The sequence below is a fragment of the Arthrobacter sp. GQ119 genome, assembly GCF_059759125.1.
In genome coordinates, this window is sequence record NZ_JCAXEA010000010.1 from 38,575 (window position 1) to 64,192 (window position 25,618).

Annotated in this window: 24 protein-coding genes and 2 riboswitches; of the genes, 12 read left to right on the forward strand and 12 right to left on the reverse strand. The window is 66.7% G+C overall.

Annotation, left to right across the window (positions count from 1 at the left end; genetic code table 11):
* Positions 1-9: 9 nt before the first annotated feature.
* The 4 genes from AC6CH3_RS10870 to AC6CH3_RS10885 form a co-directional block, all read right to left on the reverse strand.
* Entirely contained in the window at positions 10-1,233 is a 1,224-nt protein-coding gene (locus AC6CH3_RS10870) for a TerC family protein (protein WP_498132449.1), read from the reverse strand.
* A 179-nt stretch (positions 1,234-1,412) separates the two neighbouring features.
* Complete coding sequence (locus AC6CH3_RS10875; protein WP_400580173.1) at positions 1,413-1,577, reverse strand: hypothetical protein; 165 nt, start codon at positions 1,575-1,577, stop codon at positions 1,413-1,415.
* 125 nt (positions 1,578-1,702) lie between these two features.
* Complete coding sequence (locus AC6CH3_RS10880) at positions 1,703-1,966, reverse strand: DUF4235 domain-containing protein (protein WP_498132450.1); 264 nt, start codon at positions 1,964-1,966, stop codon at positions 1,703-1,705.
* Between the two features lie 36 nt (positions 1,967-2,002).
* Positions 2,003-2,554, reverse strand: a complete 552-nt coding sequence (locus AC6CH3_RS10885) for a heme-degrading domain-containing protein (protein WP_498132451.1) — start codon at positions 2,552-2,554, stop codon at positions 2,003-2,005.
* A 138-nt stretch (positions 2,555-2,692) separates the two neighbouring features.
* A riboswitch (TPP riboswitch) is annotated at positions 2,693-2,834 on the forward strand.
* 71 nt (positions 2,835-2,905) lie between these two features.
* Between AC6CH3_RS10885 and AC6CH3_RS10890 the strand changes: the two genes are divergently transcribed.
* From AC6CH3_RS10890 to AC6CH3_RS10900, 3 genes are read left to right on the forward strand one after another with little or no spacing between them, the layout of a single operon-like run.
* On the forward strand, positions 2,906-3,526 hold the full coding sequence (locus tag AC6CH3_RS10890; RefSeq protein WP_498132452.1) for an ECF transporter S component: 621 nt from the start codon (positions 2,906-2,908) through the stop codon (positions 3,524-3,526).
* Entirely contained in the window at positions 3,526-5,145 is a 1,620-nt protein-coding gene (locus AC6CH3_RS10895) for an ABC transporter ATP-binding protein (protein ID WP_498132453.1), read from the forward strand. The genes AC6CH3_RS10890 and AC6CH3_RS10895 overlap by 1 nt, the downstream gene beginning before the upstream one ends.
* Complete coding sequence (locus AC6CH3_RS10900) at positions 5,142-5,945, forward strand: energy-coupling factor transporter transmembrane component T family protein (RefSeq protein WP_498132454.1); 804 nt, start codon at positions 5,142-5,144, stop codon at positions 5,943-5,945. The genes AC6CH3_RS10895 and AC6CH3_RS10900 overlap by 4 nt, the downstream gene beginning before the upstream one ends.
* Positions 5,946-5,982: 37 nt before the next feature.
* On the opposite strand, the gene AC6CH3_RS10905 is transcribed toward AC6CH3_RS10900, so the two are convergent.
* The gene (locus AC6CH3_RS10905) at positions 5,983-6,744 is read right to left on the reverse strand and encodes a glycoside hydrolase family 25 domain-containing protein (RefSeq protein WP_498132556.1); all 762 of its coding nucleotides are present in this window, start codon (positions 6,742-6,744) and stop codon (positions 5,983-5,985) included.
* A gap of 496 nt (positions 6,745-7,240) precedes the next feature.
* On the opposite strand from AC6CH3_RS10905, the gene AC6CH3_RS10910 reads away from it, so the two are divergent.
* The 5 genes from AC6CH3_RS10910 (at position 7,241) to AC6CH3_RS10930 (ending at position 13,654) form a co-directional block, all read left to right on the forward strand.
* A complete protein-coding gene (locus tag AC6CH3_RS10910; RefSeq protein ID WP_498132455.1) occupies positions 7,241-8,764 on the forward strand; it encodes a UDP-N-acetylglucosamine 1-carboxyvinyltransferase in 1,524 nt (507 codons plus the stop codon).
* A 127-nt stretch (positions 8,765-8,891) separates the two neighbouring features.
* Positions 8,892-10,127: a glutamate--cysteine ligase 2 gene (locus AC6CH3_RS10915; protein WP_498132456.1), complete on the forward strand. Its 1,236-nt coding sequence runs from the start codon at positions 8,892-8,894 to the stop codon at positions 10,125-10,127.
* A 136-nt stretch (positions 10,128-10,263) separates the two neighbouring features.
* Complete coding sequence (locus AC6CH3_RS10920) at positions 10,264-10,917, forward strand: aspartate/glutamate racemase family protein (RefSeq protein ID WP_498132457.1); 654 nt, start codon at positions 10,264-10,266, stop codon at positions 10,915-10,917.
* Positions 10,918-10,971: 54 nt separating this feature from the next.
* Positions 10,972-11,274: a DUF1905 domain-containing protein gene (locus AC6CH3_RS10925; protein WP_498132458.1), complete on the forward strand. Its 303-nt coding sequence runs from the start codon at positions 10,972-10,974 to the stop codon at positions 11,272-11,274.
* A gap of 178 nt (positions 11,275-11,452) precedes the next feature.
* Positions 11,453-13,654 (forward strand): PKD domain-containing protein, encoded by a 2,202-nt coding sequence (locus tag AC6CH3_RS10930; protein ID WP_498132459.1) that lies wholly within the window; start codon positions 11,453-11,455, stop codon positions 13,652-13,654.
* Between the two features lie 66 nt (positions 13,655-13,720).
* Here AC6CH3_RS10930 and AC6CH3_RS10935 read toward each other — a convergent pair whose 3' ends face one another.
* The 3 genes from AC6CH3_RS10935 to AC6CH3_RS10945 are packed head-to-tail and all read right to left on the reverse strand — an operon-like array spanning position 13,721 to position 15,645.
* Positions 13,721-14,929 (reverse strand): O-succinylhomoserine sulfhydrylase, encoded by a 1,209-nt coding sequence (locus tag AC6CH3_RS10935; protein ID WP_498132460.1) that lies wholly within the window; start codon positions 14,927-14,929, stop codon positions 13,721-13,723.
* On the reverse strand, positions 14,930-15,340 hold the full coding sequence (locus AC6CH3_RS10940) for a rhodanese-like domain-containing protein (protein ID WP_498132461.1): 411 nt from the start codon (positions 15,338-15,340) through the stop codon (positions 14,930-14,932).
* The gene (locus AC6CH3_RS10945; protein WP_494035777.1) at positions 15,337-15,645 is read right to left on the reverse strand and encodes a DUF1737 domain-containing protein; all 309 of its coding nucleotides are present in this window, start codon (positions 15,643-15,645) and stop codon (positions 15,337-15,339) included. Before AC6CH3_RS10945 ends, AC6CH3_RS10940 begins: the two co-directional genes overlap by 4 nt.
* 13 nt (positions 15,646-15,658) lie before the next feature.
* Positions 15,659-15,772, reverse strand: a riboswitch (SAM riboswitch).
* A gap of 187 nt (positions 15,773-15,959) precedes the next feature.
* Here AC6CH3_RS10945 and AC6CH3_RS10950 point away from each other — a divergent pair.
* Genes AC6CH3_RS10950 through AC6CH3_RS10960 form a run of 3 tightly spaced genes read left to right on the forward strand, consistent with a single transcriptional unit; the run spans position 15,960 to position 19,964 of the window.
* On the forward strand, positions 15,960-17,255 hold the full coding sequence (locus AC6CH3_RS10950; protein WP_498132557.1) for an NtaA/DmoA family FMN-dependent monooxygenase: 1,296 nt from the start codon (positions 15,960-15,962) through the stop codon (positions 17,253-17,255).
* 4 nt (positions 17,256-17,259) lie between these two features.
* Positions 17,260-18,912, forward strand: coding sequence for an aromatic amino acid ammonia-lyase (locus AC6CH3_RS10955; protein ID WP_498132462.1), 1,653 nt, complete (start codon positions 17,260-17,262; stop codon positions 18,910-18,912).
* Positions 18,909-19,964 carry a PLP-dependent cysteine synthase family protein gene (locus tag AC6CH3_RS10960; RefSeq protein WP_498132463.1) on the forward strand — a complete coding sequence of 352 codons (1,056 nt, stop codon included), beginning with the start codon at positions 18,909-18,911 and terminating at the stop codon, positions 19,962-19,964. The genes AC6CH3_RS10955 and AC6CH3_RS10960 overlap by 4 nt, the downstream gene beginning before the upstream one ends.
* A gap of 33 nt (positions 19,965-19,997) precedes the next feature.
* On the opposite strand, the gene AC6CH3_RS10965 is transcribed toward AC6CH3_RS10960, so the two are convergent.
* From AC6CH3_RS10965 to AC6CH3_RS10980, 4 genes are all read right to left on the reverse strand, one after another.
* Positions 19,998-21,095 carry an EAL domain-containing protein gene (locus AC6CH3_RS10965; protein ID WP_498132464.1) on the reverse strand — a complete coding sequence of 366 codons (1,098 nt, stop codon included), beginning with the start codon at positions 21,093-21,095 and terminating at the stop codon, positions 19,998-20,000.
* Positions 21,096-21,239: 144 nt separating this feature from the next.
* On the reverse strand, positions 21,240-22,751 hold the full coding sequence (locus tag AC6CH3_RS10970) for an FAD-dependent oxidoreductase (protein ID WP_498132465.1): 1,512 nt from the start codon (positions 22,749-22,751) through the stop codon (positions 21,240-21,242).
* A gap of 41 nt (positions 22,752-22,792) precedes the next feature.
* Positions 22,793-22,915: a hypothetical protein gene (locus AC6CH3_RS10975; protein WP_400580152.1), complete on the reverse strand. Its 123-nt coding sequence runs from the start codon at positions 22,913-22,915 to the stop codon at positions 22,793-22,795.
* A 160-nt stretch (positions 22,916-23,075) separates the two neighbouring features.
* Positions 23,076-24,008 (reverse strand): aminodeoxychorismate lyase, encoded by a 933-nt coding sequence (locus AC6CH3_RS10980; protein WP_498132466.1) that lies wholly within the window; start codon positions 24,006-24,008, stop codon positions 23,076-23,078.
* 95 nt (positions 24,009-24,103) lie between these two features.
* Here AC6CH3_RS10980 and cls point away from each other — a divergent pair, with 95 nt between their 5' ends.
* Complete coding sequence (gene cls / locus AC6CH3_RS10985; RefSeq protein WP_498132467.1) at positions 24,104-25,591, forward strand: cardiolipin synthase; 1,488 nt, start codon at positions 24,104-24,106, stop codon at positions 25,589-25,591.
* Positions 25,592-25,618: the final 27 nt, after the last annotated feature.

Below are 25,618 nucleotides of genomic sequence, written 5' to 3' on the forward strand. Positions count from 1 at the left end.
ACCCAGGGCTCAACCGCCGCCCTCGTCGGAACCGTCGGAACCGTCGGAGCGGCCCTCCTTCCCATCATGTTGTCGGTGGGCCCGGGCTATCAGGTCCATCAGTTCCTTCTCGTCCTTTACCTGCCGCCGGTGTTTGGGGCCGAACCTGCGTATCTGTTGTTCTTCCGCGACCAGCTTCGCGAAGATCCGCCTCCGTTCCCCGAGATCATTGGTGTAACCGGGGTCGAGGTAGTTGATGACATCGCGGCGGGCGGCGGACACGACCGCTCGAGCCTTTCCCCGGGGACTGAGCAGCGATGCGAGAACTGTGACGCCCAGCACGGCAATGATCACTGTGAGCGAGAGCGCCGTATCGAACTCGACTACCGGCACCGGATCGCCGTCATTGATGAACGGCACGTTGTTTTCGTGGAGGGCATGGAGCAAAAGTTTCACGCCAATGAACCCCAGGATCAGCGCCAGGCCGTAGGAAAGGAAAATGAGGCGGTTCAGGAGCCCGTCGATCAGGAAGTACAGCTGGCGAAGGCCCAGGAGCGCGAACGCGTTTGCCGTGAACACGATGAAGACGTCCTCGGTCAGGCCAAAAATGGCCGGGATCGAGTCCAGCGCGAAGAGAATGTCGGTGCCGGCGATGGCCACCATCACGAGCAGCATCGGTGTCAGCGTCCGTTTGCCGTCCTGCAGCGTGAGCAGCTTGTCGCGGTCGTAGTAGTCCACGGTGTGAAACAGCCGTTGGGTCATCCGGATCATGATGTTGTCCGCGGACTTTTCCTCCGGGCGGTCGGGTCTCAGCATGTTGCCTGCGGTAATCAGCAGGATCAGTGCGAAGAGGTAAAAGACCCAGGCGAAGGTGTTAATCAGCGCCGCCCCCAGAAGAATGAAGACAGTGCGTGCGGCCAAGGCGAACGCTATGCCGAACAGCAGCACTTTTTGCTGGTCTTCGCGCGGCACCCCAAAGCTGCTCATGATCACCAGGAAGACAAACAGGTTGTCCACCGACAAAGCTTTCTCGGTCAGGTAGCCTGCGAAATATTCTGCCCCGGGGGAGGCCCCTCCGAAGACGAAAATTCCGAACCCGAAGCACAGCGCGATCCCCACATACACGGATGACCAGATGACCGCTTCCTGCAGGGTGGGAATGTGTGCCCGGCGGACGTGGACAAAGAAGTCAAAGGCCAGCAGCGCAACGATGCCCGCGGCGGTCAGCACCCATATCAGTGGAGGAACGTCCATCATTCCTGCTCCCGGTAGCCGATGAAGGCACGGCAGGAGGATGCAGCGCACGGGAGCTGCACCGCTTCCCGCCTTGCGGTCAGGCTACTCCCTATTGCCGCTTCCGGCGTACCCTCCGCTGGACCTGGTTCAGCGGAGGAACAGCTGACGGACCAAGGCCGGCGGCCAAGGCAGCTTCGCTAGAGAGCAAGCTCGCTGCTGCCGCTGATCGAAAAGCAACCATCTCCGTCGCCATCATCACGTGAGATGTAGGTGGTGAAGTCAGCAAGCGACATGAAGCAGTAGAAGTCGCTGTAGCGGTAGTTCGCTTTTTCTGCCTTCGTCGCCACTTTGATCATCATCACTTTCGCAGTCGAGGTTTTCGTTGCCGTTGAGTCAACGATGCGCGGCCACGATCAAGGTTTGCAGCGATTGGATGCAGTGTTCGGGCAAGACTGGGGAAGAATTGGCGAAGCAAGCGCAGTGTGGGCTAGACGATGTCCTGGGTCTTGGCGAAGCGGGTGATGGCGCGCTGCGTGCCGCGGTTTGCCAGCACCTGGATTACCGCGCTCACGGACGCGGAAATGAGGGCGAACGTCAGGGCCGTTCGCAGTGTGGTGGGGACGTCGTCCTTGTCGCCCTTGGGAGGCTTCCGCCCGGTGGCCTTTTCCCAGATGGTATCCACGGCCTTGGTGCCGGCGTACCCTGCCAGCAGGCTGATGCCAGTGCCAAGCAACTTGATGAAGAAACTCATTCCGGGACTCCCTGCGTCATGAATACTGGTCTTTCCCTAGCCTAGCCGTATGGAGCCGTGGATTTCCCGCAGCGCCTGGACCACGAGATCGTGGTCCTCCATCTGTGGCAGCCCGGAAACCGTGACGACTGCTACGGCTCCCACCCCGCGCACGTACACGGGGAAGGCCCCGCCGTGGGCAGCGTACGTTGACTGGTCGAACCACGCATTGTCCTCGATCCGGCCCCCGCCAAGCCGGCCGCGCAGGCCCACCAGCAAAGACGGCTCCTCGTAGCGTGCCGCGGTCCGCTGCTTCGCCCGCACCCAGCCCTCGTTGTCCGGTGTGGCGCCCTCGAGCGCCACGTGGAAGAGGACCTGGTCCCCCTTGGTGATGTCGATGGCTATTGGGAGATTGTTTTGCTTCCCCATTTCCACCAGCTGGAGTCCCAGCGTCAGCGCGTCATCCTTGCTGAACCTGGGCAACTGCAGCTCGGCTATTTCCCCCTCAATCCGCTCAATCAGGGCCTCCAGGGCGCCTGCCGGCTGCTCATCCGGAGAGTCAGGGTCGAAGGCGGGCACGGCGCTGTTGCCGGAATCCTCATGCGTCATGGCCCCAATGTACTCCGGTACGGGAACGGCTCACCTCCCGGCCGCTGGCGGCCGCCGTCGTACTTCCCGGAATGTGACTGCAGCCCCGGGCTGCGGGGGCTGTCCCGGTGTAAACTGGATCAGCCCATAAGGGCAGATTTATTACGACAGGGGAGCGCCGCCGTCGGACCTCACTGGCATTGCCAGGGAACCGCGGAAGGGCGCTGAGAGTGCGGACAGCCGCAGACCCTCGAACCTGATCCGGCTAGTACCGGCGCAAGGGAGTCGAGTTCTCAGAGTGTCCGGCAGCAGGCAACCCCACCGCCCGCAGCCGGGGAGCGCTTTCCCCTCCTGATCCTCAGGAGGACCATCATGACAACTGCAGCAACCAAGAAGGCCGGTTACAACTGGCGCGTGGCCGACATCGTCGTGGCGGCACTGATCGCCGTCGCCGGCGGCGTGATTTTCTGGGCCTGGTCCCAGGGCGCCAACCTCATCTCCGCTCCCATCAACGCGGTCTACCCGCCGCTCACCGGCTTCTACGCCGGCGGCTGGATGATCCCGGCGGTGCTCGGCATGCTCATCATCCGCAAGCCCGGCGCGGCACTGTTCTGCGAAGCCGTGGCCGCCACCGGTGAACTGATCATGGGATCCCAGTACGGCACCACGGTGCTGATTTCCGGCCTCCTGCAGGGCCTCGGTGCGGAACTCGTGTTCGCAGCGTTCCGGTACAAGAAGTTCAACCTGCCCGTTTCGCTGCTGGCCGGCGCGGGTGCGGGGCTGTTCTGCGGCCTGAACGATTCCTTCGCTCCGTGGGGCTGGAACATCGCCTACGCGGCCGGGGACAAGCTGGCCTACGTCATCTTCACCGCCATCTCGGGTGCCATCATCGCCGGTGCGCTGTCCTGGGTCGCTACCCGCGGCCTGGCCAAGACCGGCGTGCTGAGCTCGTTCGCGTCCCGCAAGGCAGCCACGGAGCCCGTCTTCAGCTGATGCCCGCCCATCATCACGGGGGCGTCCGCCCCGCCGCGGTCACCGCCCGCGGCTGGGGCTGGCGCCACGCCGGCCGCACGAAACCTGCCGTCAACGCACTGGACCTGGACATCCGTCCGGGGGAGCGGGTGCTGCTCCTGGGGCCCTCGGGCGCCGGCAAGTCCACGCTGCTCCACGCCCTCGCCGGCGTGCTCGGTGACAGCACGGCGGGAAGCAGCACAGCGGACGACGGCGGTTCCGCCGGCAGCGACGACGCGGACGAAAGCGGCAGCCTCCTGATCGACGGCGAACCGCCGCGCGCCCAGCGCGGCCGCGCCGGGCTCGTGCAGCAGGACCCCGAAACGCAGGTGGTCCTCTCCCGCCTCGGTGACGATGTCGCCTTCGGCGCCGAAAACCTCTCGGTGCCCCGCGACGCCATCTGGAGCCGCGTGCACGAGGCGCTGGACGACGTCGGGCTCGCGCACCTTCCGCTGGACCACCCGACGTCGGCCCTGTCCGGGGGACAGAAGCAGCGCCTCGCGCTGGCGGGCATCCTGGCGATGCGCCCCGGGCTCATCCTGCTGGACGAGCCCACCGCCAACCTGGATCCGGCCGGCGTCCTGGAAGTCCGCGACGCCGTGGGCCGCTGCCTCGACAAGACCGGCGCGACGCTGGTGGTGGTGGAGCACAGGGTCGCGGTGTGGAAAGACCTCGTGGACCGGATCATCGTGCTGCAGCCGGGATCCGCCACGCAGCCCGCCGTGCTCATCGACGGCGCCCCCGACCAGGTCCTGGTACAGGCGCGCGAGATGCTGATCGCCGCCGGGGTCTGGGTGCCGGGGTACGTTCCGCCCACCCGGCGCCGGTTGCATAGCTTTCCAGGCGGCAAGGTCCAGCCGGAGCTGGTGCCCGGTCAACTGCTCCTTGCGGCCGAAGGCGTCGGTGTCTCCCGTGAGCGGCCGCGGAGACGCGGCTTCAAGTCTGTTCCGCCGCTGCCAATCCAGCGGGACATCACAGCGCAGGTTCGCGCCGGTGAGGCCTTGACCATTACGGGGGCCAACGGCGCCGGTAAATCCACATTCGCGCTGACGCTCGCCGGCCTGATCCCTCCCGTCGAGGGCAAGGTGTCGGCCACCGTGGAGCTGAGCCGGGGAACAGGGATCGATCCCTACAAATGGCGGGCCGAGCAGCTGATCGCCAGGATCGGCACGGTCTTCCAGGAACCCGAGCACCAGTTCGTCACCGGCAGGGTCTTGGACGAGCTGCAGTTTGGCCCGCGGCACATGGGCCACGGGGAAGAACGGGTGGACGAACTCCTCGAAAGGCTGCGCCTCACGGGCCTTGTGGACGCCAACCCGTACACGCTCTCGGGCGGGGAGAAGCGGCGGCTCTCGGTGGCCACCGTCCTGGCGGCCCATCCGCAGGTCCTGGTCCTCGACGAGCCGACGTTCGGGCAGGATGCCAACACCTGGGCGGAACTCGCCTCCTTCCTCTCCGAACTGCTCGACGCTGGAACGGCCGTGGTCTCCGTGACGCACGACCAGGAATTCACCCAGGTGCTGGGCGGCACCGAGCTCAAACTGGGCGCACCGGAACTCCGGGTGCCCGGCGTCGGGACACCGAAGGCGGCCACATCATGAGGGCCGCCCTGATGATCGCCGGGAACCGCGCCCTGCTGACCCGAGCCAACCCGCTGGCCAAACTCGTGGCCGTTTTCCTCATCACCCTGGTGCTCGCGCTGTCCATCGACTGGATGTCGGCCTCCGTTGCGCTGGCCTGCGAACTGCTGTTGTTCCCGCTGGCCGGGCTGACCTTCACGCTGCTCTGGCAACGCGGCTGGCCGCTGATCCTCGCGGCCGCAGTCGGCGGCTGGAGCACTTCCATCCTCGCGCCGGACAGCGGAAGGATACTGCTCGACGTCGGCATCTGGTCCATGAGCGAAGGCTCCCTCGAGCTGGGGCTGGGTTTCCTGCTCCGCGGCTTGGCGATTGCGCTGCCGGCGGTACTGCTCATGAGCTGCACCGACCCCACCGACCTCGCCGATGCCCTGGCGCAGAAGGCCCGCCTGCCGCACCGCTTCGTCCTGGGAACGCTGGCAGCCATGCGGCTCGTGGGACTCATGGCGGAGGAATGGCAGACCATCGGCATGGCCCGGCGGGCCCGCGGCGTGGGATCCCGCGGCACCCCGTGGCAGCGGCTACACGCCACCCTGGGGCAAAGTTTCGGTCTGCTGGTTCAGGCCATCCGCCGCGCGACCCGTCTCGCCGTCACCATGGAAGCGCGCGGCTTCGGCGGTGCTGACAGGACCTGGGCCCGCGAATCAACCTACAGCCGCCTGGACATCTGGGTGCTGCTCGGGGGAATGGCAATCGCGGCCGGCGCCGTGGTGGCCGCGGTATGGGCCGGCACGTGGAACATGGTGTGGCTGGAGGGGCAGTAGCGCTTCTCTTGCCGCTCCTCGCCGTTTTGTGGCGTTCCTAGATGCAGGAATAGTTGTAGTCGAAGCCCTTCGAGACGAACTGCGTGAGTGTGACTTGTCCGCCGGAGGTCAGGGGAGGAAGGGCGCAGTTGTTCTTGGCTCCATTCACCGTCTGGGCACCGGCGAGCCAACTGGGCAGGCTGTAGAGGCTGCTGTCTTCACTGACTGCGCCGACGATCTGCCACCACTGCAGGCTGGTGGAGTAGATGCCCACGTCCGCGCCGATGCTGTGGAAGAAGTCCGTCATGCCTTCGAGGTCTGCCCTGTTGGCGTTCTTGTCGCCGGACCACGTGTTTTCGGTCTCCACGTCGAGCCACCACAGGTAGTCCTCCGGGTCCGGGACCGTACGGAGATAGGCGTCGTCGAACGCCTTGGCATAGCCGTACATGTAGGCGCAGGCGGCGTCTTCCGCTCCAGTGCATGTGCCGTAGGGGTTGGCCACATCCTTGCCACCGTAGTCGTTGCTGTTCGGCCACCAGGATCCGGCGTGGCCGGGGTTGGCGGTGTTGACGTATAGGGCGACCGTGGGCTGGGCAGTCCCGCCCGGGGCGGCCTCAGCCCACTCCAGTTGCTCGTGCAGGCAGGGATTGGTGGTGTTGGCCAGGCCGTTGTTGACGCCGACGATGGCGAAGGCGGGAATTTCAGGGAGCGCCTTATTGCATTGCGGCCAGGACACGTCGTTGCCCAGCAACGTTATGCCGACGCCCGGAGGGGTACTCGGCTTCGCCTGCGTGGTCGGGGCAGGGGGCGGGACCGACACTGAGGACGTGGGATCGGGGGTTGCCGCAGGAGATGGGCCGGAAACTGGGGACGGCCCGGTGGGGGAGGGGGACGGCCGGGTCACGGATGACGGGGGGGCCGGCGGCGAGCCGTCATCCAGGCGGGGGCCGGGAACGAATCCCACTGCGGTCGCGACCACGAAGGACAGCAGGGCGGTGGCCTGCTGCCTGGTCGGGCGCTTGTTGCCGAGCACCCCGGAACTGAAAATGGACACGGCGGCCTCCCATTCCTCACTATTGGCCGCAACCGCTAGCAGCTAGCTTGCGCCCGCGTCGTTTCCCGGTCAAGGCCCTCGCGCGAGCCCGGCAGAGTATTACTCAGGGCGGGCGGCAAAAACGGGCAGGGTGGAGGACCGGTATCGCCGTCGGTAAGCGGGCGTGCTGGAATTTATCGCATGAGGCGGGTAGCGCGCGGTCTCTGCGACCCGCTAGCGTGCGTCCTTCACCGAAATACCTCATTTGTGATATTTTTTAGGTATGACTCAAGAGACTGCTGAACAGGTTGGCATGATGCTCCGCGACGCCCGCGGGCAGAAAGGGTGGACCCAGGAACAGCTCGCCGCCGAACTTGGAACCAGCCAAAGCGCGGTGGCCAGAATGGAGCAGGGCAAGCAGAATCTGAGCCTGAAAATGATCCAGCGCCTGGAGGCGATTTTCGGCCAGAGCATCGTCCAGCTCGGCAAGTCCCAGATGACCCACCTCCGCGTGGAAGGCGGCCGGACACTCTCCGGCTCCGTTGACGTGAACACCAGCAAGAATGCCGGCGTCGCGCTCCTTTGCGCCAGCCTTATCAACCGTGGCACCACCACGCTGCGCCGCCTGGCCCGCATCGAGGAAGTCAACCGGATCGTGGAGGTGCTCACCAGCATCGGCGTCGAGTGCACCTGGCTCAATGACAACGATCTCCGGCTCCGCCGGCCCGCAGACCTGGACCTGGACTCCATGGATGTCGAGGCCGCACGGCGCACCCGCAGCGTGATCATGCTCCTGGGGCCGCTGCTGGACGAGGCGGATGAATACCGGCTGCCCTATGCGGGCGGCTGCGACCTCGGCACCCGGACCGTGGAGCCGCACATGCAGGCGCTGCGCCAGTTCGGGCTCTCGGTGGAGGCCACCGCAGGCTTCTACACGGTGCAGGCACCTGCTTCCGACGACCTTGACCGCTCCTTCGTTCTGACCGAACGCGGCGACACCGTCACCGAAAACGCCATCATGGCGGCGGCCCACCGCCGCGGCACCACGGTTATCCGCAACGCGAGCCCCAACTATATGGTGCAGGACCTCTGCTTCTACCTGCAGCGCCTGGGCGTGACGATCGACGGCGTCGGCACCACTACCCTGAAGATCACCGGCCTGCCGTCCATCGACGTCGACATCGAATACTTCCCCTCGGAGGACCCGATCGAGGCAATGAGCCTCATCACCGCCGGCATCGTCACCGACTCCGAGGTGACCATCCGCCGGGTGCCCATCGAGTTCATGGAGATCGAGCTGGCCACGCTGGAGCAGATGGGCCAGCAACTGGAGGTGTCCGGTGAGTACATGGCCCGCAACGGGCGCACACGGCTGGTGGATGTGACCACCAAGCCCTCCGAGCTGCGCGCGCCGGAGGACAAGATCCACCCCATGCCGTTCCCCGGCCTGAACATCGACAACCTGCCGTTCTTCGCCGTTATCGCCGCGAACGCCGAGGGCCAGACCATGATCCACGACTGGGTCTACGAGAACCGGGCCATCTACCTCACCGAGCTGAACAAGCTCGGGGCGCGCGTGCAGCTGCTGGATCCGCACCGGATCTATGTGAACGGCCCCACCCGGTGGCGCGCCGCGGAGGTCGGCTGCCCGCCGGCCCTGCGCCCGGCCGCCTGCCTGCTGCTGGCCATGCTCGCGGCGCGGGGTGTCTCCGAGCTGCGCAACATCTACGTCATCGAGCGCGGCTATGAGGACTTGGCCGAGCGCCTTAATACCATCGGCGCCAGCATCGAGTACTTCCAGGACTGAAACCCAGGGCCAACACAGCGCGAACTGGCAGCTAACGCCCTCAAACGAGAAATTTGAGGGCGTCACGTGCCAGTTCGCGCTTCGTCATGTCCGGGACGTTTTCGCTGGTCTGACGGACAATGTACGCATGCGGACGTTTGGGGTCGAGGAAGAGCTGCTGATTGTGGATCCGAAGACCGGGGAGCCACTGGCACTCGCCGATGCGCTGCTGGCTGGCCGGAAGCTGGCAGCCGATGATGCCCCGGACAAGCCGCGTCTGTTTGAACCGCACGGGGAAACCGAGTTCGACGACAGCGGGATGGGCCTGAGCTTTGAGCTCAAGCTTGAGCAGATCGAGACCCAGACGCGCCCGTGCCTGGACCATGTGGAACTCCTCCGCCAGATCCGGGCCGGCCGGGCCATGGCGGACGAGGCGGCCCGAAAACAGGGCGCCCGCGTCGCCGCGCTGGCCACGTCGCCGCTCGCCCTGGCCAGCCACACCACCCCGGACCCGCGGTACGCCCGCATGCTCGAACGGTTTGGCCTGACCGCCCAGGAGCAGCTGACCTGCGGATTCCACGTCCACACCTATATCGAATCCCAGGAGGAAGGCGTGGGAATCCTGGACCGGATCCGGGACAAAATGGCGGTGCTGACGGCACTCAGCGCCAACTCGCCCTTCTGGAACGGGCTGGAAACCGGTTTTGCGAGCTACCGGACCCAGGCCTGGAACCGGTGGCCGACGGCCGGGCCGTCGGGCATTTTCGGCAGCCTCCCTGCCTACCGCCGGGTGGTGATCCGGCTGCTGGAGACCGGCGTCATGCTGGACGAAGGCATGATCTATTTCGACGCCCGGCTGTCCCGCAACCATCCCACAGTGGAGGTCAGGGTTGCCGACGTCTGCCTCCACGCAGAGGATGCCGCGCTCATCGCTGTGCTGGTCCGGGCACTCGTGGAATCGGCGGGGCGGGAGTGGCGCGAAGGCGTCGAGCCCGCGCCTGTCCCCACAGTGCTGTTGCGGATGGCGTCCTGGCAGGCGAGCAATTTCGGCGTTCGCGGCGACCTGCTGGACTTTGGCAGCTTCCGCCCGGCGCCGGCCGCGGACGTCGTGGCCTCCCTGGTGGACTACCTGGAACCTGTGCTGGCCGAGCAGGGCGAACTCGAGTTCGTGCGGAATGGCGTCGCCACGATTCTTGAACGCGGCACCGGGGCTGAGGAGCAGCGCAGCGTGCGGCAGACAGTGATTGCAAAAGCAGCGCCCGACGACGGCGGGCTGGGTGCCGTCGTCGCTCACGCCGTGCGTGCCACCACGCGGGGAATGTCGGGCAACTCCGATCCCCGGACGGAACCCGCGCCCGAGCTGCTCCGCGTCCGCCAGCCCTGACCCTCCCGGTCCGATGTGGTCCCGCCGCCCGGGCGGCGTGCCGCCGGTGTTTCCGATGGTCATTTTTCCGTAAACCACAGGAAATATCGGCTGGCTACGCTGGAACCACAGAATCCATTCGGGGGAAGGCGCAATCATGCGTGTAGGTGTCATCCGGGCTTTGACGACGTCAGACCGGCGTCTGCTCAATTCACACGGAAAGCTGCTGCAGGAATCCTTCGGCTTCGATGTGACATCGCGTTGCATCCCGGGCCAGCCGTCCGGTGTCTACAACGAGGAGTCGCTTCGGGCGGCGGTTCCGAAGGTTGTGGACCTGGCCCTCGACATGGCCGATGACGTTGACGCCCTGATCGTCAGCTGCGCTGCGGATCCCGGCCTGGCCGAGGTGCGCTCCGTAGTGGGCATTCCTGTGATCGGGGCTGGGTCCGCTGCCGCTGCGGCCGCGCTCTCGTTTGGTGGGCGCGTGGGCGTGCTGGGCCTCAAGCAGTCGGTGCCGGGTCCGATTTCCGAGGCCCTCGGCGACCGCATGCTGCTGATCGACGGACCTGAGAGTGTGGAGACGCCCGAGGGGTTCCTGATGCCGACAGGCATTTTTGATTCCCTTGCCGCGGCCCACATGCTGGTTGATGCAGGGGCGGATGTCATCGTCGAGGCAAGCACCGGGCTGACCAGCATCGGCATGGCAGACGTTCTGCGGCGCAGGCTGGGCATACCGGTGATTGACCCCGTCATGGCCGCCGGCTCCATGCTGATCTCAGCTGTGGCCGCACGGGAACTGCACGCGGTCTGAGCCTACCTAATTTCAATCCATTCTCTGTTGTGACTAAGGTGCGATACCCGGACCGTGACCACGTCGTACACGTTCCGCTCCGAACTATGGCTCTACCCCGGGGAAGCGGGATGGCACTTCATCACGCTGCCCGTGGATGTGGGCGAGGAGGTCCGTGAGGCGACGGCGTTGCTCCGCAAGGGGTTCGGTTCGGTCAGGGTGACTGCCGACGTCGGTGGCCAGACGTGGCAGACCTCCCTCTTCCCCGACACGCAGAGCGGGTCGTACCTGCTCCCCGTGAAGAAGGCCGTGCGGACCGCCGCACGCATCAGCGCCGGGGACGAGGTGGAGGTCCGGCTCACTGTCGAGGATGGCTGACGGGGGCGCCTGACAGCGTTTGCGGAACATAAACCGGTCCGGCTTAGGAGCGGAAATAACCCCCAAACCGGGTGGGCATGCGGTCGGCACGCCCGTCCGCTCCAAGGTTTTCCAAGGTTTTTCAAGACGGCACCGGCGCATGATGGGGCAGCCTACCCCCAGAGAAACGGCGCCAAAGATGAAAAGAACCCGCTGGCTTAGCAAACTGCTCGCCTTGCCCATGGTCGCCTGCATCATCGCCGCAGGGGGCCTCGTGGCCGCCAGCGGGGCCCAGGCGGCCACCGTGGGCACGCCGAGCATCGCGTACTCCGGTGTGCTCAACCCGCCGACGGCAGACAAACCGCAGAGCAAACTGTGGTGGAACGACGGTTCCTGGTGGGCAAATATGTGGAAGACCGGCAGCGGCTGGAGCATCTACCGGCTGGACCGGGACACGGATACGTGGGTGGACACCGGGGTGCGCAGCGACAGCCGGGCCAGCACATCTTCGGACACCTTGTGGGACGGCACGCACCTGTACATCGCCTCCAACGTGGTCACAGCAGGTGCCTCAGCCGCCGGACAGCCGGCCCGCCTCTACAGGTACAGCTACTCCAACGGGACCTACACGCGCAGCACCGGGTTTCCCACCACCATCTCGAACAACAGCAGTGAGTCGCTGACCATCGCCAAGGACTCCACCGGTGCGGTCTGGGCCAGCTGGACCCAGGTCTCCGGCACAACCAGCACGGTTTATGTCAACAACTCCGCCCCCGGCGGAACGAGCTGGGGAGCGCCCTTCGTGGTGCCCGGGGCGGCGGATCCAAGGCCGACCCCCGATGACCTGTCCGCCATCGTCGCCTTCGACGGTGATGAAATCGGGATCATGTGGACGGACCAGGCCACCGGAACCGCATGGTGGGCCACCCACAACGATGGCGAAAGCGCGAGGGCGGCGTCATCGTGGAAGGTGAAGGAAGCCATCAAAGGCAACAAGAAGGTTGATGATCACCTGAACATCAAGACGCTGCAGACAGATCCTTCCGGCCGCGTCTACGCGGCAGTGAAAACCAGCCTCAACGACGGTTCGAACGACCCGAACCTGGCCCAGCTGGTGCTGGTGGTGTTCAAGCCAGGCACGGGCGCGTTCTCCCAGACCACGATCGCCCGGACCGGGGACTGCGTGTCGCGTCCGCAGATCATGCTCGATACCGAGAACAACCTGGTCCGCGCCTTCCACACCGCGCCCTCGACCTCGGTCAGCGGCTGCCCGTTCTCCGGCGTCGCCGGCAGCATCTACGAAAAAACCGCCTCGATGGACAACCCCGTCTTCGGGGCAGGCCGCGGCACGCCGATCATCGAGGACGCCAGCTCGGCCAACATGAACGACGTGACCAGCACCAAGCAGAGCGTCAACGCCGCCACCGGGATCGTCGTCATGGCCAGCAACAACGTCACCAAGCGCTACTGGTTCTCCGACCGCAGCCTCGGCACCCCGCCCGGGAACACCGCCCCGGTCGCGTCGTTCACGGCCACGCCAACCACCGGCACGGTTCCCCTGACGGTGAGCTTCACCGATACATCCGTGGGGTTGCCGACGTCATGGGCCTGGAATTTCGGTGACGGCAGCACCTCAACCACACGGAACCCGTCCCACACCTACAGCGCATCCGGCACCTATACGGCACGGCTGACGGCCACGAACGCGGCAGGCTCGTCGTCGACCACCAGGACGATCACGGTCAACCCGTCCGACGGCACCAGCTTGGGGATCTCCGTCCGCAGCTCAACCACGGCCAACGCGACAACGGCAACCAGCACGGTCTCCCTCGCCGCGCCTGCAGGCCGAACGGCCGGGGATGTCCTGGTCGCCTCGTTTACCGCGGACCTGAACCCCACGGCGGCGGTGCCGGCCGGCTGGACCGCCATCGTCAACGGGCTGGGAATCAACAGCACCACCACATCGGGCGCACGGGTCTTCGCCTACTACCGCGTCGTGGGGTCCGCGGATCCGGCAACGTACACCTGGACGTTGAGCAAGGCCGTGAAGTGGGGCGGCGGCATTACGGCCTACGACGGCGTCAGCAATACAACGCCCCTGGACAGCGCGGTGGCCACGGCGGTCAACGCGACGTATACCGCCACGAGCATCACTGTCCCCAGCGTCACGACCTCCAGGGATGGTGCCCGGCTGATTGGCGGCGTCGGCTTCGACGCGGCAACGCCGGGTGCGACGGCGCCCACGGGGTGGACGGAGCGGTGGGAGGCGGCCAACGGCCAGATCGCCGAGCAGGCCGACCGGGCACAGACTACGGCGGGCGCCAGCGGCACCGCGACTTGGACATTCAGCGCGGCCAAGGCGGCCGGAGCGTGGCGGACTGCCCTGAGGCCGGAAAGCTGACCGCGGGACTGGACCAAGGACCGGACCAGGGGACCGCCCAACCGGCGGTCCTGCCAACCCAGGACCTCAGATTTGCTTGAGCGCCTGCTCCAGGTCGCCGATCAGGTCCTCGGGATCCTCCAGGCCTACGGACAGCCGCACCACGCCGTCGCTGAGCCCGATGGCTGCGCGACCTTCCGGCCCCATGGCACGATGCGTGGTGGTGGCGGGGTGGGTGATGAGGGTCTTGGCGTCGCCGAGGTTGTTGGAGATGTCGATGATCTTCAGGGCGTCCAGCAGCGCAAAGGCGGCCTCCTTGGCCGACTGGCCCGCCGTCGTCGCGAGTTCCAGGGTGAGCACGGTGCCGCCGGCCTTCATCTGCTTGGCGGCAAGCTCGTACTGCGGGTGGGACTTCAGCAGCGGGTACTTGACCCAGCTGATGGCCGGCTGGTCCTCAAGCCATTCGGCGAGGCGCAGCGCGGTGGCCGATGAATGGTTCACCCGCAGCGCCATGGTTTCCAGCCCCTTAGTGAGCACCCAGGCGTTGAACGCGGACAGGTTAGGCCCGGTGTGGCGCATCAGCTGCTTGACGGGTCCGTCGATGAATTCCTTGGTGCCCAGGATGGCGCCGCCCAGCACGCGGCCCTGGCCGTCGATGTGCTTGGTGCCCGAATAGACGATCACGTCGGCGCCGAGGTCGCCGCAGCGCTGCAGCAGGGGAGTGGCGAACACGTTATCGACGACGACGGTCGCGCCGGCCGCGTGGGCGAGCTCGCTGACGGCGGCGATGTCCACAATCTCCTGCATGGGATTGGACGGTGACTCGAAAAAGACGGCAGTGGTGGGCACCGAGAGGGCCGTGCGCCACTGCTCAAGGTCCGGACCGTCCACGAAGATCGTCTCCACGCCCCAGCGCGGCAGGATTTCGTTGAGGATCACGAAGCAGGAGCCGAACAGCGAGCGGGCGGCCACCACGCGGTCCCCGGTGGCCAGCAGGGCGCCCAGGGCAGTGAAAACGGCGGACATGCCGGACGCCGCGGCGAAGCATGCTTCCGTGCCTTCGAGCAGGCGGAGGCGCTCCTGGAAGGTGGCCACGGACGGGTTGCCGTAGCGGGAATAGACGAAGCGTTCGTCCTCACCGGTGAAGGCGCGCTCGGCAGCGGCCGCGGACTCGTAGACGAAGCCGGAGTTCAGGAAGATCGGCTCAGTGGTCTCCTGGAAATTGGTGCGGTCCAGCCCGCCGCGGACGGCTTGGGTCTCGGGACTCCAGCCGGCGGCATCTTGATTGAAGGTCACTTAGTTCTTTCCCAGGTTTGTCGGCAGACCGCGGTTTTTCCAGCCGTTGACGGTGCGCTCACCGTACCGGTCGGGCTCTCCCTCGAAGCCTTCGAGGACGTTGTACGAGGTGAAGCCGGCCTGGGTCGCCGCGATGGCGGCGGCAATGGAGCGCTGGCCGGAGCGGCACAGGAAGACGAGCTCGGCGCCGCCGTCCTCCGGAGCCTGCTGCTTGAGCTCGTCGATGAAGGCCCGGTTGGGGATGCCGCCCGGGAAGGTCCACTGGATGAACAGCGGGTCATTCTCGGTGGCCTTGGTGTCGGGGATGCCGATGTGTGCCCATTCGCCCTCGGTGCGGACGTCCACCAGGACGGCGCCCTCCTCCAGCTTGGTCCATGCTTCGTGCGGGGTGAGGTCTCCGGCGTAGCTCATGCGTGCCCCTCGAAGGCTTCGGCGTCGAGGTTCTCGTCCGAGTCCAGCCGGTCCACGGCGGTGGCCACGGCGGCATCAGCTGTTGCGACGGCGAGGGGCAGGATGACCGCCTGCGCCACGATCACGTCCCTGCCGTTGAACGCGGCTGCCGGGTTGCCGTGCAGCACATACCCTTCGGCCAGGGCGTCCGAAATGCGTTCGCAGAAGGCACGGTTGTCCGGTCCGGTGATCAGGCGGTAGGCCAGTTTTTCCTCAGGTTTGTCCTGCGGGGCCGGCAGGGTGGCGCCGGCGGGCGCGTCCGTCATGACGGATCTCCTTCTCTCACGCTTGCAGCTCGAGTGGTCGATTGCCGAGTATTCACCTGAGGCACCCCGCCGCGAAAGGGAGGGTTGCCGACCGGCCAGTCAGGGCTTGGCGCCGGTTCTCATTACTCCTCAAAAAAGTAACACCGACGACGCCGGCGCGCACCGCCGCCGTCGTCATGTTCCGTAACGCTGGAGGCCTGCAGCGTCGGTTACAAAGATCACGACCGGGTGCATAATGACGGGAGATGAACCGCCGCAACGCCGGATGAAACCAGGCACCAGTGAACGAATCGAATGCCAATACAGTCGACCCCATGCTGCACTTTGGGTGGTTTGTGGGCCACGGGTTCGGGGTCCAGGGCTGGGGGACACCCGGTTACGGGATCGGCTATGACTGGAAAAAACCCGGCCTGTACCAGCATGCCGTACGCGAGTTCGAGCGGGCCGGACTGGACCTGTTCATCATCGAGGACTCCCTCACCGTCCCCGACACCTATGGCGGGAGCGCCGAAGTCTCGCTGGCACAGGCCTCCTTCGCGCCCAAGCACGATCCGCTGGCCCTTGTCCCGTACCTGCTCTCCGCCACGGAGCACCTCGGCATCGTCCCCACCGTCAGCGCCTCCTTTTATCCGCCGTTCACGGCGGCCCGGCTGCTGGCCACGCTGCAGCACTTCTCCAACGGCCAGCTCGGCTGGAACGTGGTGACCTCCGGCAGCGACCTCGCCGCACAGAACTACGGGCTGGACCAGCAAATCGAGCACGACCTCCGCTACGAGAAGGCGGAGGAATTCGTGGACGTGGTGCGGAAGCTCTGGCGCAGCTGGGACCAGGACGCCATCGTGGAGGACGCCGGGGCCGGGGTCTTCGCCGACCACACGAAGGTGCGGCCCATCCACCACGAGGGCGAATTCTTCCGGGTCCGCGGCCCGCTGAACACGGCTCCCCTGCCGGAGGAGCCAGTACTGGTGCAGGCCGGGGCATCGCCGCGCGGCAAGGCCTTCGCGGGAGGCAACGCGGACGTTGCCATAGCGCTGGCCCGCGGCTCCGAGGGCATGAAGGCCTACCGCGACTCCATCCGGGCCGAAGCCGCCAAGGCGGGCAGGAACCCCGACGACGTCAAGGTCCTGTTCGTCCTCAAGCCCACTGTGGTGGGCTCCAAAGCCGAGGCGGAGGAGCTGCGGGCCGCGCGGCGGGAGCTGTCGCAGCGGGACGTGGACAGCCAGCTTAATTCGATCTCATATCTGTCCGTCATCGACTTCAAACAGTTCGACCTGGACGAGCCGCTGCCGGAACTGAGCACCAACAGCAACCAGGGCACGCTGGAACACTTCTCCAAGGCTGCCCCGCCGGGCTCGACGCTGCGGGAGATCCTGCAGGCCCGCAGCGGTGGGGCCGGGGACAGCATCATCGGCACCGCGGAGGAAATCGCCGACCACCTCGAGGAAACAGGCGCCGCTGTTGGCGGGGACGGCTTCCTCTTCTCCGGCTTCGTGGACCCGGCCACCGTGCACGGCGTGCTGGACAAACTGGCACCGGTGCTCCGGCGCCGCGGACTGCTGCGGACAAGCTACAGCGACGGCGGCCTCCGCCGGAACCTGCTGGACTTCTAGTGCCATGGCCGGGACACGGAGGCCGGACAGCCTGCTGCCGGACGCAAAACGTGCCACCTTCCTGATCGGCACGGCACACCTTGTAGCCGCCGACGTGGCGCGGGTCGCCTCCGATCCGACGGTCGAAGTCGTCCTGAGCGCTGACGCAATGGAGCTGATGGGCCTCTCCAGGGATGTGGTCCAGTCGGCCATCGACTCCGGCCGCAGGGTTTACGGGCTGAACACCCTGCTGGGCTCCGGCCGGGACACGGCTGTGGTGGAAGAATCCATCCTCGACTATCAGGTGCAGGTGGTCCGCTACCACCACAGCGGGATCGGCGCCGTACTCGCTCCGGAGGAAATCCGGGCCGTGATCCTCGCGAGGCTGATCGGCTTCACCCGCGGCGGCTCCGGCGTCCGCCCTGAAGCAGCCCGGTTCTATGCAGAACTGCTCAACCGGGGTGTGCTTCCCGCCATCCCCCGCGACGGTTCCGTCGGCTCCTCAGACCTGACGCAGCTGGCCGCGGTGGCCGCCGTCGCCATCGGTGAAGGACAGGCACTGGCACCCGACGGGAGCATCATTTCCGGCGCGGCGGCGCTCGCCGCGGCTGGCCTTGAGCCGCTCGTGCTGGCCGCGGGCGAGGCCCTGGCGCTGGTCAGCGCCAACTCATACTCGATCGGGGCAGGCACCCTGGCGCTGGCCCGGCTGCTGCATCTGGCCGACCTGGCGGACACCGCTCTCGCTCTGTCGCTGGAGGCTACCGGACGGTACGACGGCGGCGGGAACCTCAGCCCGTTTTCGCCGGCCGTGCAGGCGGCCAAGGCGGTGGACGGTCAGCGGATCTCGGCCGCGAACGTCCGGCGTCTGGTGCGCGGCGGCTGGCTGGAGGACCCGAGGCGTGAGGTGTCGGTGCAGGACGCCCTCTCCTTCCGCGCCGCGCCGCAGACGCACGGCGCGTTCCGTGCCCAGGTCACTGCCCTGGCCGGCGCCCTGGAAGTGGAGCTGAACGGCCGCGGCGACAACCCGCTGACGGAGCTGGCCACCGGCCGGATGGTGTCCGGCGGCAACTTCCAGCCCATGCAGCTGGCCCTCGCCTTCGAAGCGCTGCGGCTGGGGCTGGCGCACCTGGGCATCAGCAGCGAGCGGCGCATCGCCAAGCTGTACCCGCCCCAGCGGCTCATCCGGCAGCTGAACCTGGAGGCAGCCCGAAGCGGCACCCCGCTGGCTTCCGAGGAACTGCCGGGCCTCCTCTGGTATTCGGCAGCAGGCCTGTTGGCTGAACTGAAATTTCTCGCGGCGCCGGCAACGCTGGGGGCACCCACGCTCTCCGCCGACGTGGAGGACCACTCCACGCTGGCACCCCTCGCGCTCCAGCAGCTGCAGCAATCGGTGGAGGCCGCCTCGAAGCTGCTCACCATTGAGGCGCTGACGGCCGCCTATCTGCTGTCGGAAGCGCAGGCCGCGGAGGTCGGCGGCAGGGAGTCTGCGGCGGAGTCGCGGCCGCTCGGCAAGGGGACCGGCACCGTCGTCGACCGTCTTTTCCGGCTCCTGTCCGAGCAGTTGCCGGCATCAGCCCTGGTGGAGCGGGGCCGCGCAGCACTGCGGGACCTGCTGCCCGGCCTGGCGGAACTCCGGCTGCCGCCGGAGGAGACGGACGATACAGGAGGCGAAGCATGAGCACGGTGACAGGCAGGCCCGAACCGCGGCACGCGGCGGCCGTGGTGGACCTCGGGGCCGACGCCGGAGCCGTCCTGGCGCGCGTCGGCCACACGCCGCTCGTTCCCCTGGCAGCGCTCAGCCGGGGCCTGGGCAGCACGGTATTCGTCAAGCTGGAATCGGAAAACCCCGGCGGCTCCATCAAGGACCGCACGGCGCTGAGCATGGTGCGCGCGGCCGAACGCAGCGGGGAGCTGCGGCCCGGCGGCACGATCGTGGAGAGCACCTCCGGGAACACCGGGATCGGGCTGGCGCTGATCGGGGCGCTCACCGGGCATCCTGTGGTGGTGGTGACCGGTGATTCCATTTCCTCGGAAAAGCTGGAGGCGCTGAGGCGGTACGGGGCGCAGGTGGTGTTCACGGACTGGAGTGCGCCGTCGGACTCTCCGTCGAATGCCAGGGCGGTGGCAGCCCGCATCACGCAGGAAATTCCGGGCGCGTGGCGGCCCCTCCAGTTCGACAATCCGGCCAACCCGATGGCCCACTACGAGGGCACCGCGCCCGAAATCTGGGAGCAGACGGCGGGGAGGATCACGCACTTCGTGGCGGGGGTCGGCACCGGCGGGACGATCACCGGGAACGGGCGGTACTTCAAGGAAAAGTCAGCGGGGCACGTCGAGGTGATCGGCGCCGATCCGTACGGCTCCGTGTACAGCGGAGGGCATCCGGGCCAGATCCTGGTGGACGGCGTGGGCAACTCCTGGCCCAAACCGGACTGGCCGAAGGTCTTTGACCGCGGCTTGCTGGACCGGTTCCTCCGCATCCCGAACGACGAGGTGTACACCACCGCCCATCGGCTGCTCAACGAGGAGGGGCTGTCCCTCGGCCCGTCGTCGGGGCTGACGGTGGCGGCAGGCCTCCGCGTGGCACGGGCCGCCCCGCGCGGGTCCGTGGTGGTGGCCATCGCCCCGGACACCGGACGCAACTACCTGAGCAAGGCCTTCAACCCCGAGTGGCTGGCGGACAACCACATCCGCCTGGCCGCGGACCTGGCGGAGGACTACGTCAGCTGACGCGCTTCTCCGGTCAGGACGTAGCCTTCCCGGTCAGAAAGAAGGGCCGCTCGCCGCGGTTTCGCTTTCGGACCGGATCCAGGAGTTCCAGTCGAGCGGATGAACGGACGGCCGGCCCAAAAGGTACCCCTGGGCCGCAGTCAGCCCAAGCTCCGTCACCGCGCTCAGTTCCGCTACGGTTTCAATGCCTTCCGCCGTGAGCTCCGCGCCGATGTAACGCGCGAGCTCCGCCATGGCAGCGCCACGGAGCCGTTGTCCTTCGGAATGGTCGATGTTCTCGATGAAGCGGCGGTCCAGCTTGATGACATCCGGGCTCAGCTCGAGAATCTGGTCCATCGACGTGAAGCCCGCGCCGGCGCCGTCGACGGCAATCCGGAGCCCGCGCCTGCGCAGCGGTGCCAGGGCAGCGCCCAGCGTCGGATACTGGTCAGGGGCCACCTGGCCTGTGAGCTCGATGATGATCCGGTCCATCGGAAGCTGGGAGTGCTCCAGTAATCCATAAATGCGCGCATCCAGGCATGTGGCGGTCGTGAGGTTCAGGGCGATGAACAGGGGCTCGGGGACGGAATGTGCCGCAGTGAGTGCCCGGAGAAGCGCGGCGATTTCGAGGTCTGCGCCCAGGCCCACCGATTCCGCCTCGTTGAACCAGTGGTCGGCGCTGGCGCCGTCATCGCTCACGAAGCGCGTCAGGGCCTCGACACCGATGACCTGCCCGTCCGGAAGCTTCCGGACCGGCTGGAAGGCTGTCATCAGCATCTTGTCACCGAGGACGGCCTCGATCTTGTTCCTGCTGCGTCTGGTGAAGGGAACCGGCGCGGGCAATTCCGCTGCTTGGGCCGGCTCGACCGTCAAGGGTACGGCACCTTCGTGATTGGCGAGTGACGTGGTCACTTTGAGGTGCTCAAGGAGTGCGAGCTCGGGATGGTCCGGATGCGCCGCGACCAGGTCGCGGAGCCTCTTCCGGGTCCTGTCACTGGCAGGATCGGACTCCGCCAGCAGCACGTCAATAATTTCCTGGGCTTGCCAGCGCACAGTTATTTCGCCCACATCCCCTGGCAACGCTGCCTGGGCCCCCAAGCCCTCGGGTAGTGAGTTTGTCAATGCGGGAACGGAGGATTCATCCCTGGACATCGGCTATTCCTTTATGGCTCCTGGTTCCGGCTGAGCCCGGAACCCCGGGCTGACCTGCCCATCCCCTCGGATTAGGCGGTCAGACCGTTCTAGAAGAGTACAACGGCTGCATCTGAATTGTCTGTTTTTTTCGGAACCCACCTTTCACGTACCAGTTTTCGCGGATCCGGGCACCAGCTTTGACTGGAGGTTTGCCGTGGCCGGGCCCTGGATAACGGTGCCGTCCGTGGCGAACCGGGACCCGTGACAGGGGCAGTCCCAGGTAGCGTCCTCCGCGTTGAATCCCACGGTGCAGCCGAGGTGGGTGCAGACGGCGGAGACAGCCTGCAGCTTCCCGTCGGGGTGGGCGTAGACAGCCACCGGCTCCCCGTCCGCGTCAACAACCGTCCCTTCACCCGGAGCCGGAAGCCCGGGAGCTGGCGTCCTGGCCTCCTGCGGCTTGGCCTGCAGCAGGGCGGGGATCTCCGCGCCCGGCGGCATGGGCCGGTTGCTGTCGAACACCGCGGCCCACGGGTTGCGCCTTCCGCCGAGGGTGTCGGCGAGGATCAGCGCGGCGGCGGTGCCGTTCGTCAGGCCCCACTTGCGCAGTCCGGTGATCACGTGCACATGTTGGCCCCCGGAGGACATGAGCCCCACGTAGGGCAGCCCGTCCACGGTCATGATGTCCTGCGTGGACCAGCGGAATTCGGCATTCCCGGCGCCGAGGCGGTCCCGGGAGAATGCCGCCAGCCGGGCATACCGTTCGGCGGAGTCGCCGCCGTCGGTCACGCGGTGCCCTTCCCCTCCGGTGAGTACATAGCTGGTGCCCTCCACGTCGATGGTCAGGATGGAGCGCAGCGGCTCGTCCGCGCTGATGAAGGTGGCGTCCATGGCTGGCAGCTGTGCGCGGGAAGCCACGATGTAGGAGCGGTGCGGGTAACACCGTGTCTCGAACGATCCTTCGTCCCCGAACGGGACATTGGTGGCGACGATGATGTCGTGCGCCCGGACGGATCCCCCTTCGGTGTCCACCACGCCCGGTGCTCCGTCCCGTAGGCCCGAGACACGGCTTGCCTCGAACACGAAGCTGCCATCCCCGTCCACGGCCGCAGCCAGTCCCTGCAGGTATTTCAGCGCGTGCAGCTGCGCCTGGCCGTCGAAGCGAACGGCAGCCCGCACAGGAAAAGGCAAGGGCACGTCTGTCGTGAAAGAGGAGGGCAGCCCGAGCCGTGCGGCGAGGTCTGCTTCGGCACGGACCTGGTCCGCAGCGTCCTGCGATTCCGCGTACGTGTAGTTGGACACCCTCCGGAAGCCGCAGTCGATGTTCTCCTCGGACACGGTGCGTGCGATGTGTTCAAGGGCGGCCTGGTTGGCCTCGCCGTAGGTGCGGGCCGTGGAGGCGCCGTGGCGCTCTGCCAGTTCGGCGTAGGCGAGCCGGTGCAGGGAGGTGACCTTCCCGGTGGTGTGTCCCGTGACTCCGGTGCCGACGCGGGATGCCTCAAGGACGGCCACCGTCAGGCCTCCCCGTTTGAGGGCCAGTGCCGCCGTCAGTCCGGCGACGCCGCCGCCGATCACCGCAACGTCCACCTCGACGTCGGTGGCCAGGGACGGATAACCGGTCTGCCCGGCGGTGGCCAACCACAGGGAGATGGGTCTGCCCCCGATGGGCTCAGCCATGGTGTAGCCGTTCGCCGGCCCGGCTGGCAGGCGCGGGACGCTCACGTAAAGGACATGTCCGGTTCATTGCCGCTGTCATCCTGGACCCACGCAGTAAAGTCCGCCAGTGACATGAAGCAGTAGTAGTCGCAGTACCGCAGGTTCTTTTTTTCTGCCTTGCTCATGCCGGTTATTCGTCACCCGTACGGCGTTGGATGGCAGGCATCCACGCAGCGGCGAATCCGATCGTTCCAGCGTCCAGTCCATGTGCACGCCTCCTGAGGCAGACCATACCCCTATCGCGTCATGGAAGAAACGGCCACGCAGTTACAGGATCCCGCGCAGTTACTCGATCCCGGCGAACAGCTCTGCCAGCTCAGCCGTCAGCTGCTTCCGAAGCGCCGGCGTGCCAATCTCTTTCCCGTCGATGTGGTTCACCGGCGCCAGCAGCCGGATGCTGGAAATCAGCCACACGGCATCGGCGTCGAACAAGTCCTGAGGTTCCAGCGGGCCGTAACCCAGTTCCCAGCCGGCAGCCTTCGCGGCGGCGAACAGCGCACCCTGCGAGGTGCCCGGAAGGATGCCGCTGTCCAGCTGGGGCGTGATGAGCCGCCTGACCGTTGCGCCGCCGTCGGCCTCTTCGACCTGCGCCAGCAGGACGGTCGACGTCGGCCCCTCCAGCACGCGGCCGTCGGAGGACGTGAAGATGACGTCGTCGGCGCCCTGTTTGCGGGCGTGGCGCAGGGCGGCCATATTGACCGCGTAGGAGAGTGTCTTGGCGCCGAGCAGGAGCCAGGGTGCTCGCTCGGCGGCATCGCTGTCGTAGCCGCGGTCCAGCAGGATGACGTCGATGCCCGCTTCGCGCTGGCGCCGGCCTGCCGCCCCGACGGGGGACACCTGAACCCAGCAGGTGGGCCCCGCGGCGCCCTCGACGCCCCTCGTCACCAGGAGCTTGACCACGGCCTCGTCCTCTTCGCGTGAGGCAGCCGGGTTATCGGAACGGAAGGCCGCAACGCCCGTTTCGATGGCGCGCCGCCAGGTGTCCTGGTCCGGTATGTCCAGGTCGAGTGCTCGGGCAGAACCGGCCAGCCGGTCCAGGTGCGCCTGGACCTTCCGGGTCCGGCCGGCCACGGCGAGCATGGACTCGAATACGCCATCGCCCCGCGTGGCGCCCAAATCGGTGGCCATCAGCTGGGGCTGGGTGGGGTCGGCGATCCGACCGAATTCATAGTCCGGGTCGAGAAACACCAGCACGGTGGCTGAAGCAGGAGAAGTCATGCCTCAAGCTTAGTGCGGCCGGTCCCGGATAGGCTGTGCAGGAGCGTCCCTTCCGGAATGGCTCCGAGGGCAAGAAACAACGGGGGGTTTCACCAGTGTTGTGGCCATTTCCGCTCGCCGGAACCCTGCCGGCCTGGCTGGTTTTCGTGCTCAGCGCGGTGGACTTCATCATCAGGGTGCTCGCCCTGGGCATCATCCCCGGCAACCGCCGGCCCACTACCGCCATGGCCTGGCTGCTGGGCATCTTCTTCGTACCCGCCCTCGGCCTGATCCTTTTCCTGCTGTTCGGCAACTTCCGGCTCTCCAGGCGGCGCGTGGAGCAGCAGCAGCAGGTCAGCGAAAGGGTGCGTGCCCGCACGTCCGTGCTGTCCGACGTCGGAAGCGAATATCTTGGCCCCGAATGGGTCAAGTCCGCGGCCGAACTCAACCGCCGCCTGGGCTCCATCCCGATGGTGGACGGCAATTCGGTCGAGCTCATCCCGGGCTACCCGGACTCCATCCGGGCGATGACCGAGGCCGTCCGGAACGCCAAACGGTTCATCAACGCCGAGTTCTACATCATGAGCACGGACCACGTGACGGACGAGCTGTTCACGGCGCTGGAGGAGGCCGCCGACCGCGGCGTCGAGGTCCGCGTGCTGTTCGACCACATCGGAACCCTCCGGGTCAAGGGCTACGCCAGGCTCCTCAAACGTCTCAAAGCCAGCCGGATCCAGTGGCGGCGGATGCTCCCGCTGCTGCCCATCCATGGCCAGTGGCGCCGGCCGGACCTCCGGAACCACCGCAAGATCATGGTGATCGACGGCGAGGTGGCGTTCACCGGGTCCCAGAACCTGATCGAGCCGTCCTACAACAACCCCCGGCACCGGAAGGTGGGGCGTGAGTGGGTGGAGCTGATGGCGCGGCTGCGCGGCCCCATCGTCCCCACGCTCAACGTGGTTTTCGCCACCGACTGGCTCAGCGAAACCGACGAGTCGCTCGAGGCCCAGCTCGAGGAGCAGCTCGAACTGCCCGATGAAACCGCTCCCGGCAATGTCACGGCGCAGGTGGTTCCCAGCGGCCCCGGCTTCAGCACCGAGAACAACCTCCGGCTGTTCAATACGCTCATCTACTCCGCCCAGCACCGGATTTCCATCTGCAGCCCGTACTTCGTGCCGGACGATTCACTGCTCTACGCGATCACCACGGCGGCGCAGCGGGGCGTCGACGTCGAGCTCTTCGTCTCCGAAAAGGGCGACCAGTTCCTGGTCCACCACGCCCAGCAGTCCTACTACCAGGCGCTGCTGGAGGCCGGCGTGCGGATCTACCTGTACAAGGCGCCGTTCGTCCTGCATGCCAAGCACTTCACCATCGACGACGAGGTGGCTGTCCTCGGCTCCAGCAACATGGACATGCGCTCCTTCTCCCTGAACATGGAGGTGTCGGTGATGTTGCTCGGCACCCAGACTGTGAACAGCATGCGCGAGGTGGAGGACACCTACCGGGACATCTCCCACGAGCTCAGGCTGGAGGACTGGATGCGGCGGCCCCTCGCGGCGAGATACGTGGACAACGTGGCGCGCCTCACCGCCACGGTCCAGTAGCCCCAGCCAGCGCGCCGGTAGCCCGGC

Coding starts and splice junctions, on each gene's coding strand:
- AC6CH3_RS10870 (WP_498132449.1), bottom strand. CDS start 1,233: ATGGACGTTCCTCCACTGATATGGGTGCTGACCGCCGCGGGCATCGTT.
- AC6CH3_RS10880 (WP_498132450.1), bottom strand. CDS start 1,966: ATGAGTTTCTTCATCAAGTTGCTTGGCACTGGCATCAGCCTGCTGGCA.
- AC6CH3_RS10885 (WP_498132451.1), bottom strand. CDS start 2,554: ATGACGCATGAGGATTCCGGCAACAGCGCCGTGCCCGCCTTCGACCCT.
- AC6CH3_RS10890 (WP_498132452.1), top strand. CDS start 2,906: ATGACAACTGCAGCAACCAAGAAGGCCGGTTACAACTGGCGCGTGGCC.
- AC6CH3_RS10895 (WP_498132453.1), top strand. CDS start 3,526: ATGCCCGCCCATCATCACGGGGGCGTCCGCCCCGCCGCGGTCACCGCC.
- AC6CH3_RS10900 (WP_498132454.1), top strand. CDS start 5,142: ATGAGGGCCGCCCTGATGATCGCCGGGAACCGCGCCCTGCTGACCCGA.
- AC6CH3_RS10910 (WP_498132455.1), top strand. CDS start 7,241: ATGACTCAAGAGACTGCTGAACAGGTTGGCATGATGCTCCGCGACGCC.
- AC6CH3_RS10915 (WP_498132456.1), top strand. CDS start 8,892: ATGCGGACGTTTGGGGTCGAGGAAGAGCTGCTGATTGTGGATCCGAAG.
- AC6CH3_RS10920 (WP_498132457.1), top strand. CDS start 10,264: ATGCGTGTAGGTGTCATCCGGGCTTTGACGACGTCAGACCGGCGTCTG.
- AC6CH3_RS10930 (WP_498132459.1), top strand. CDS start 11,453: ATGAAAAGAACCCGCTGGCTTAGCAAACTGCTCGCCTTGCCCATGGTC.
- AC6CH3_RS10940 (WP_498132461.1), bottom strand. CDS start 15,340: ATGAGCTACGCCGGAGACCTCACCCCGCACGAAGCATGGACCAAGCTG.
- AC6CH3_RS10945 (WP_494035777.1), bottom strand. CDS start 15,645: ATGACGGACGCGCCCGCCGGCGCCACCCTGCCGGCCCCGCAGGACAAA.
- AC6CH3_RS10950 (WP_498132557.1), top strand. CDS start 15,960: ATGCTGCACTTTGGGTGGTTTGTGGGCCACGGGTTCGGGGTCCAGGGC.
- AC6CH3_RS10955 (WP_498132462.1), top strand. CDS start 17,260: ATGGCCGGGACACGGAGGCCGGACAGCCTGCTGCCGGACGCAAAACGT.
- AC6CH3_RS10960 (WP_498132463.1), top strand. CDS start 18,909: ATGAGCACGGTGACAGGCAGGCCCGAACCGCGGCACGCGGCGGCCGTG.
- AC6CH3_RS10965 (WP_498132464.1), bottom strand. CDS start 21,095: ATGTCCAGGGATGAATCCTCCGTTCCCGCATTGACAAACTCACTACCC.
- AC6CH3_RS10970 (WP_498132465.1), bottom strand. CDS start 22,751: ATGGCTGAGCCCATCGGGGGCAGACCCATCTCCCTGTGGTTGGCCACC.
- AC6CH3_RS10975 (WP_400580152.1), bottom strand. CDS start 22,915: ATGAGCAAGGCAGAAAAAAAGAACCTGCGGTACTGCGACTACTACTGC.
- AC6CH3_RS10980 (WP_498132466.1), bottom strand. CDS start 24,008: ATGACTTCTCCTGCTTCAGCCACCGTGCTGGTGTTTCTCGACCCGGAC.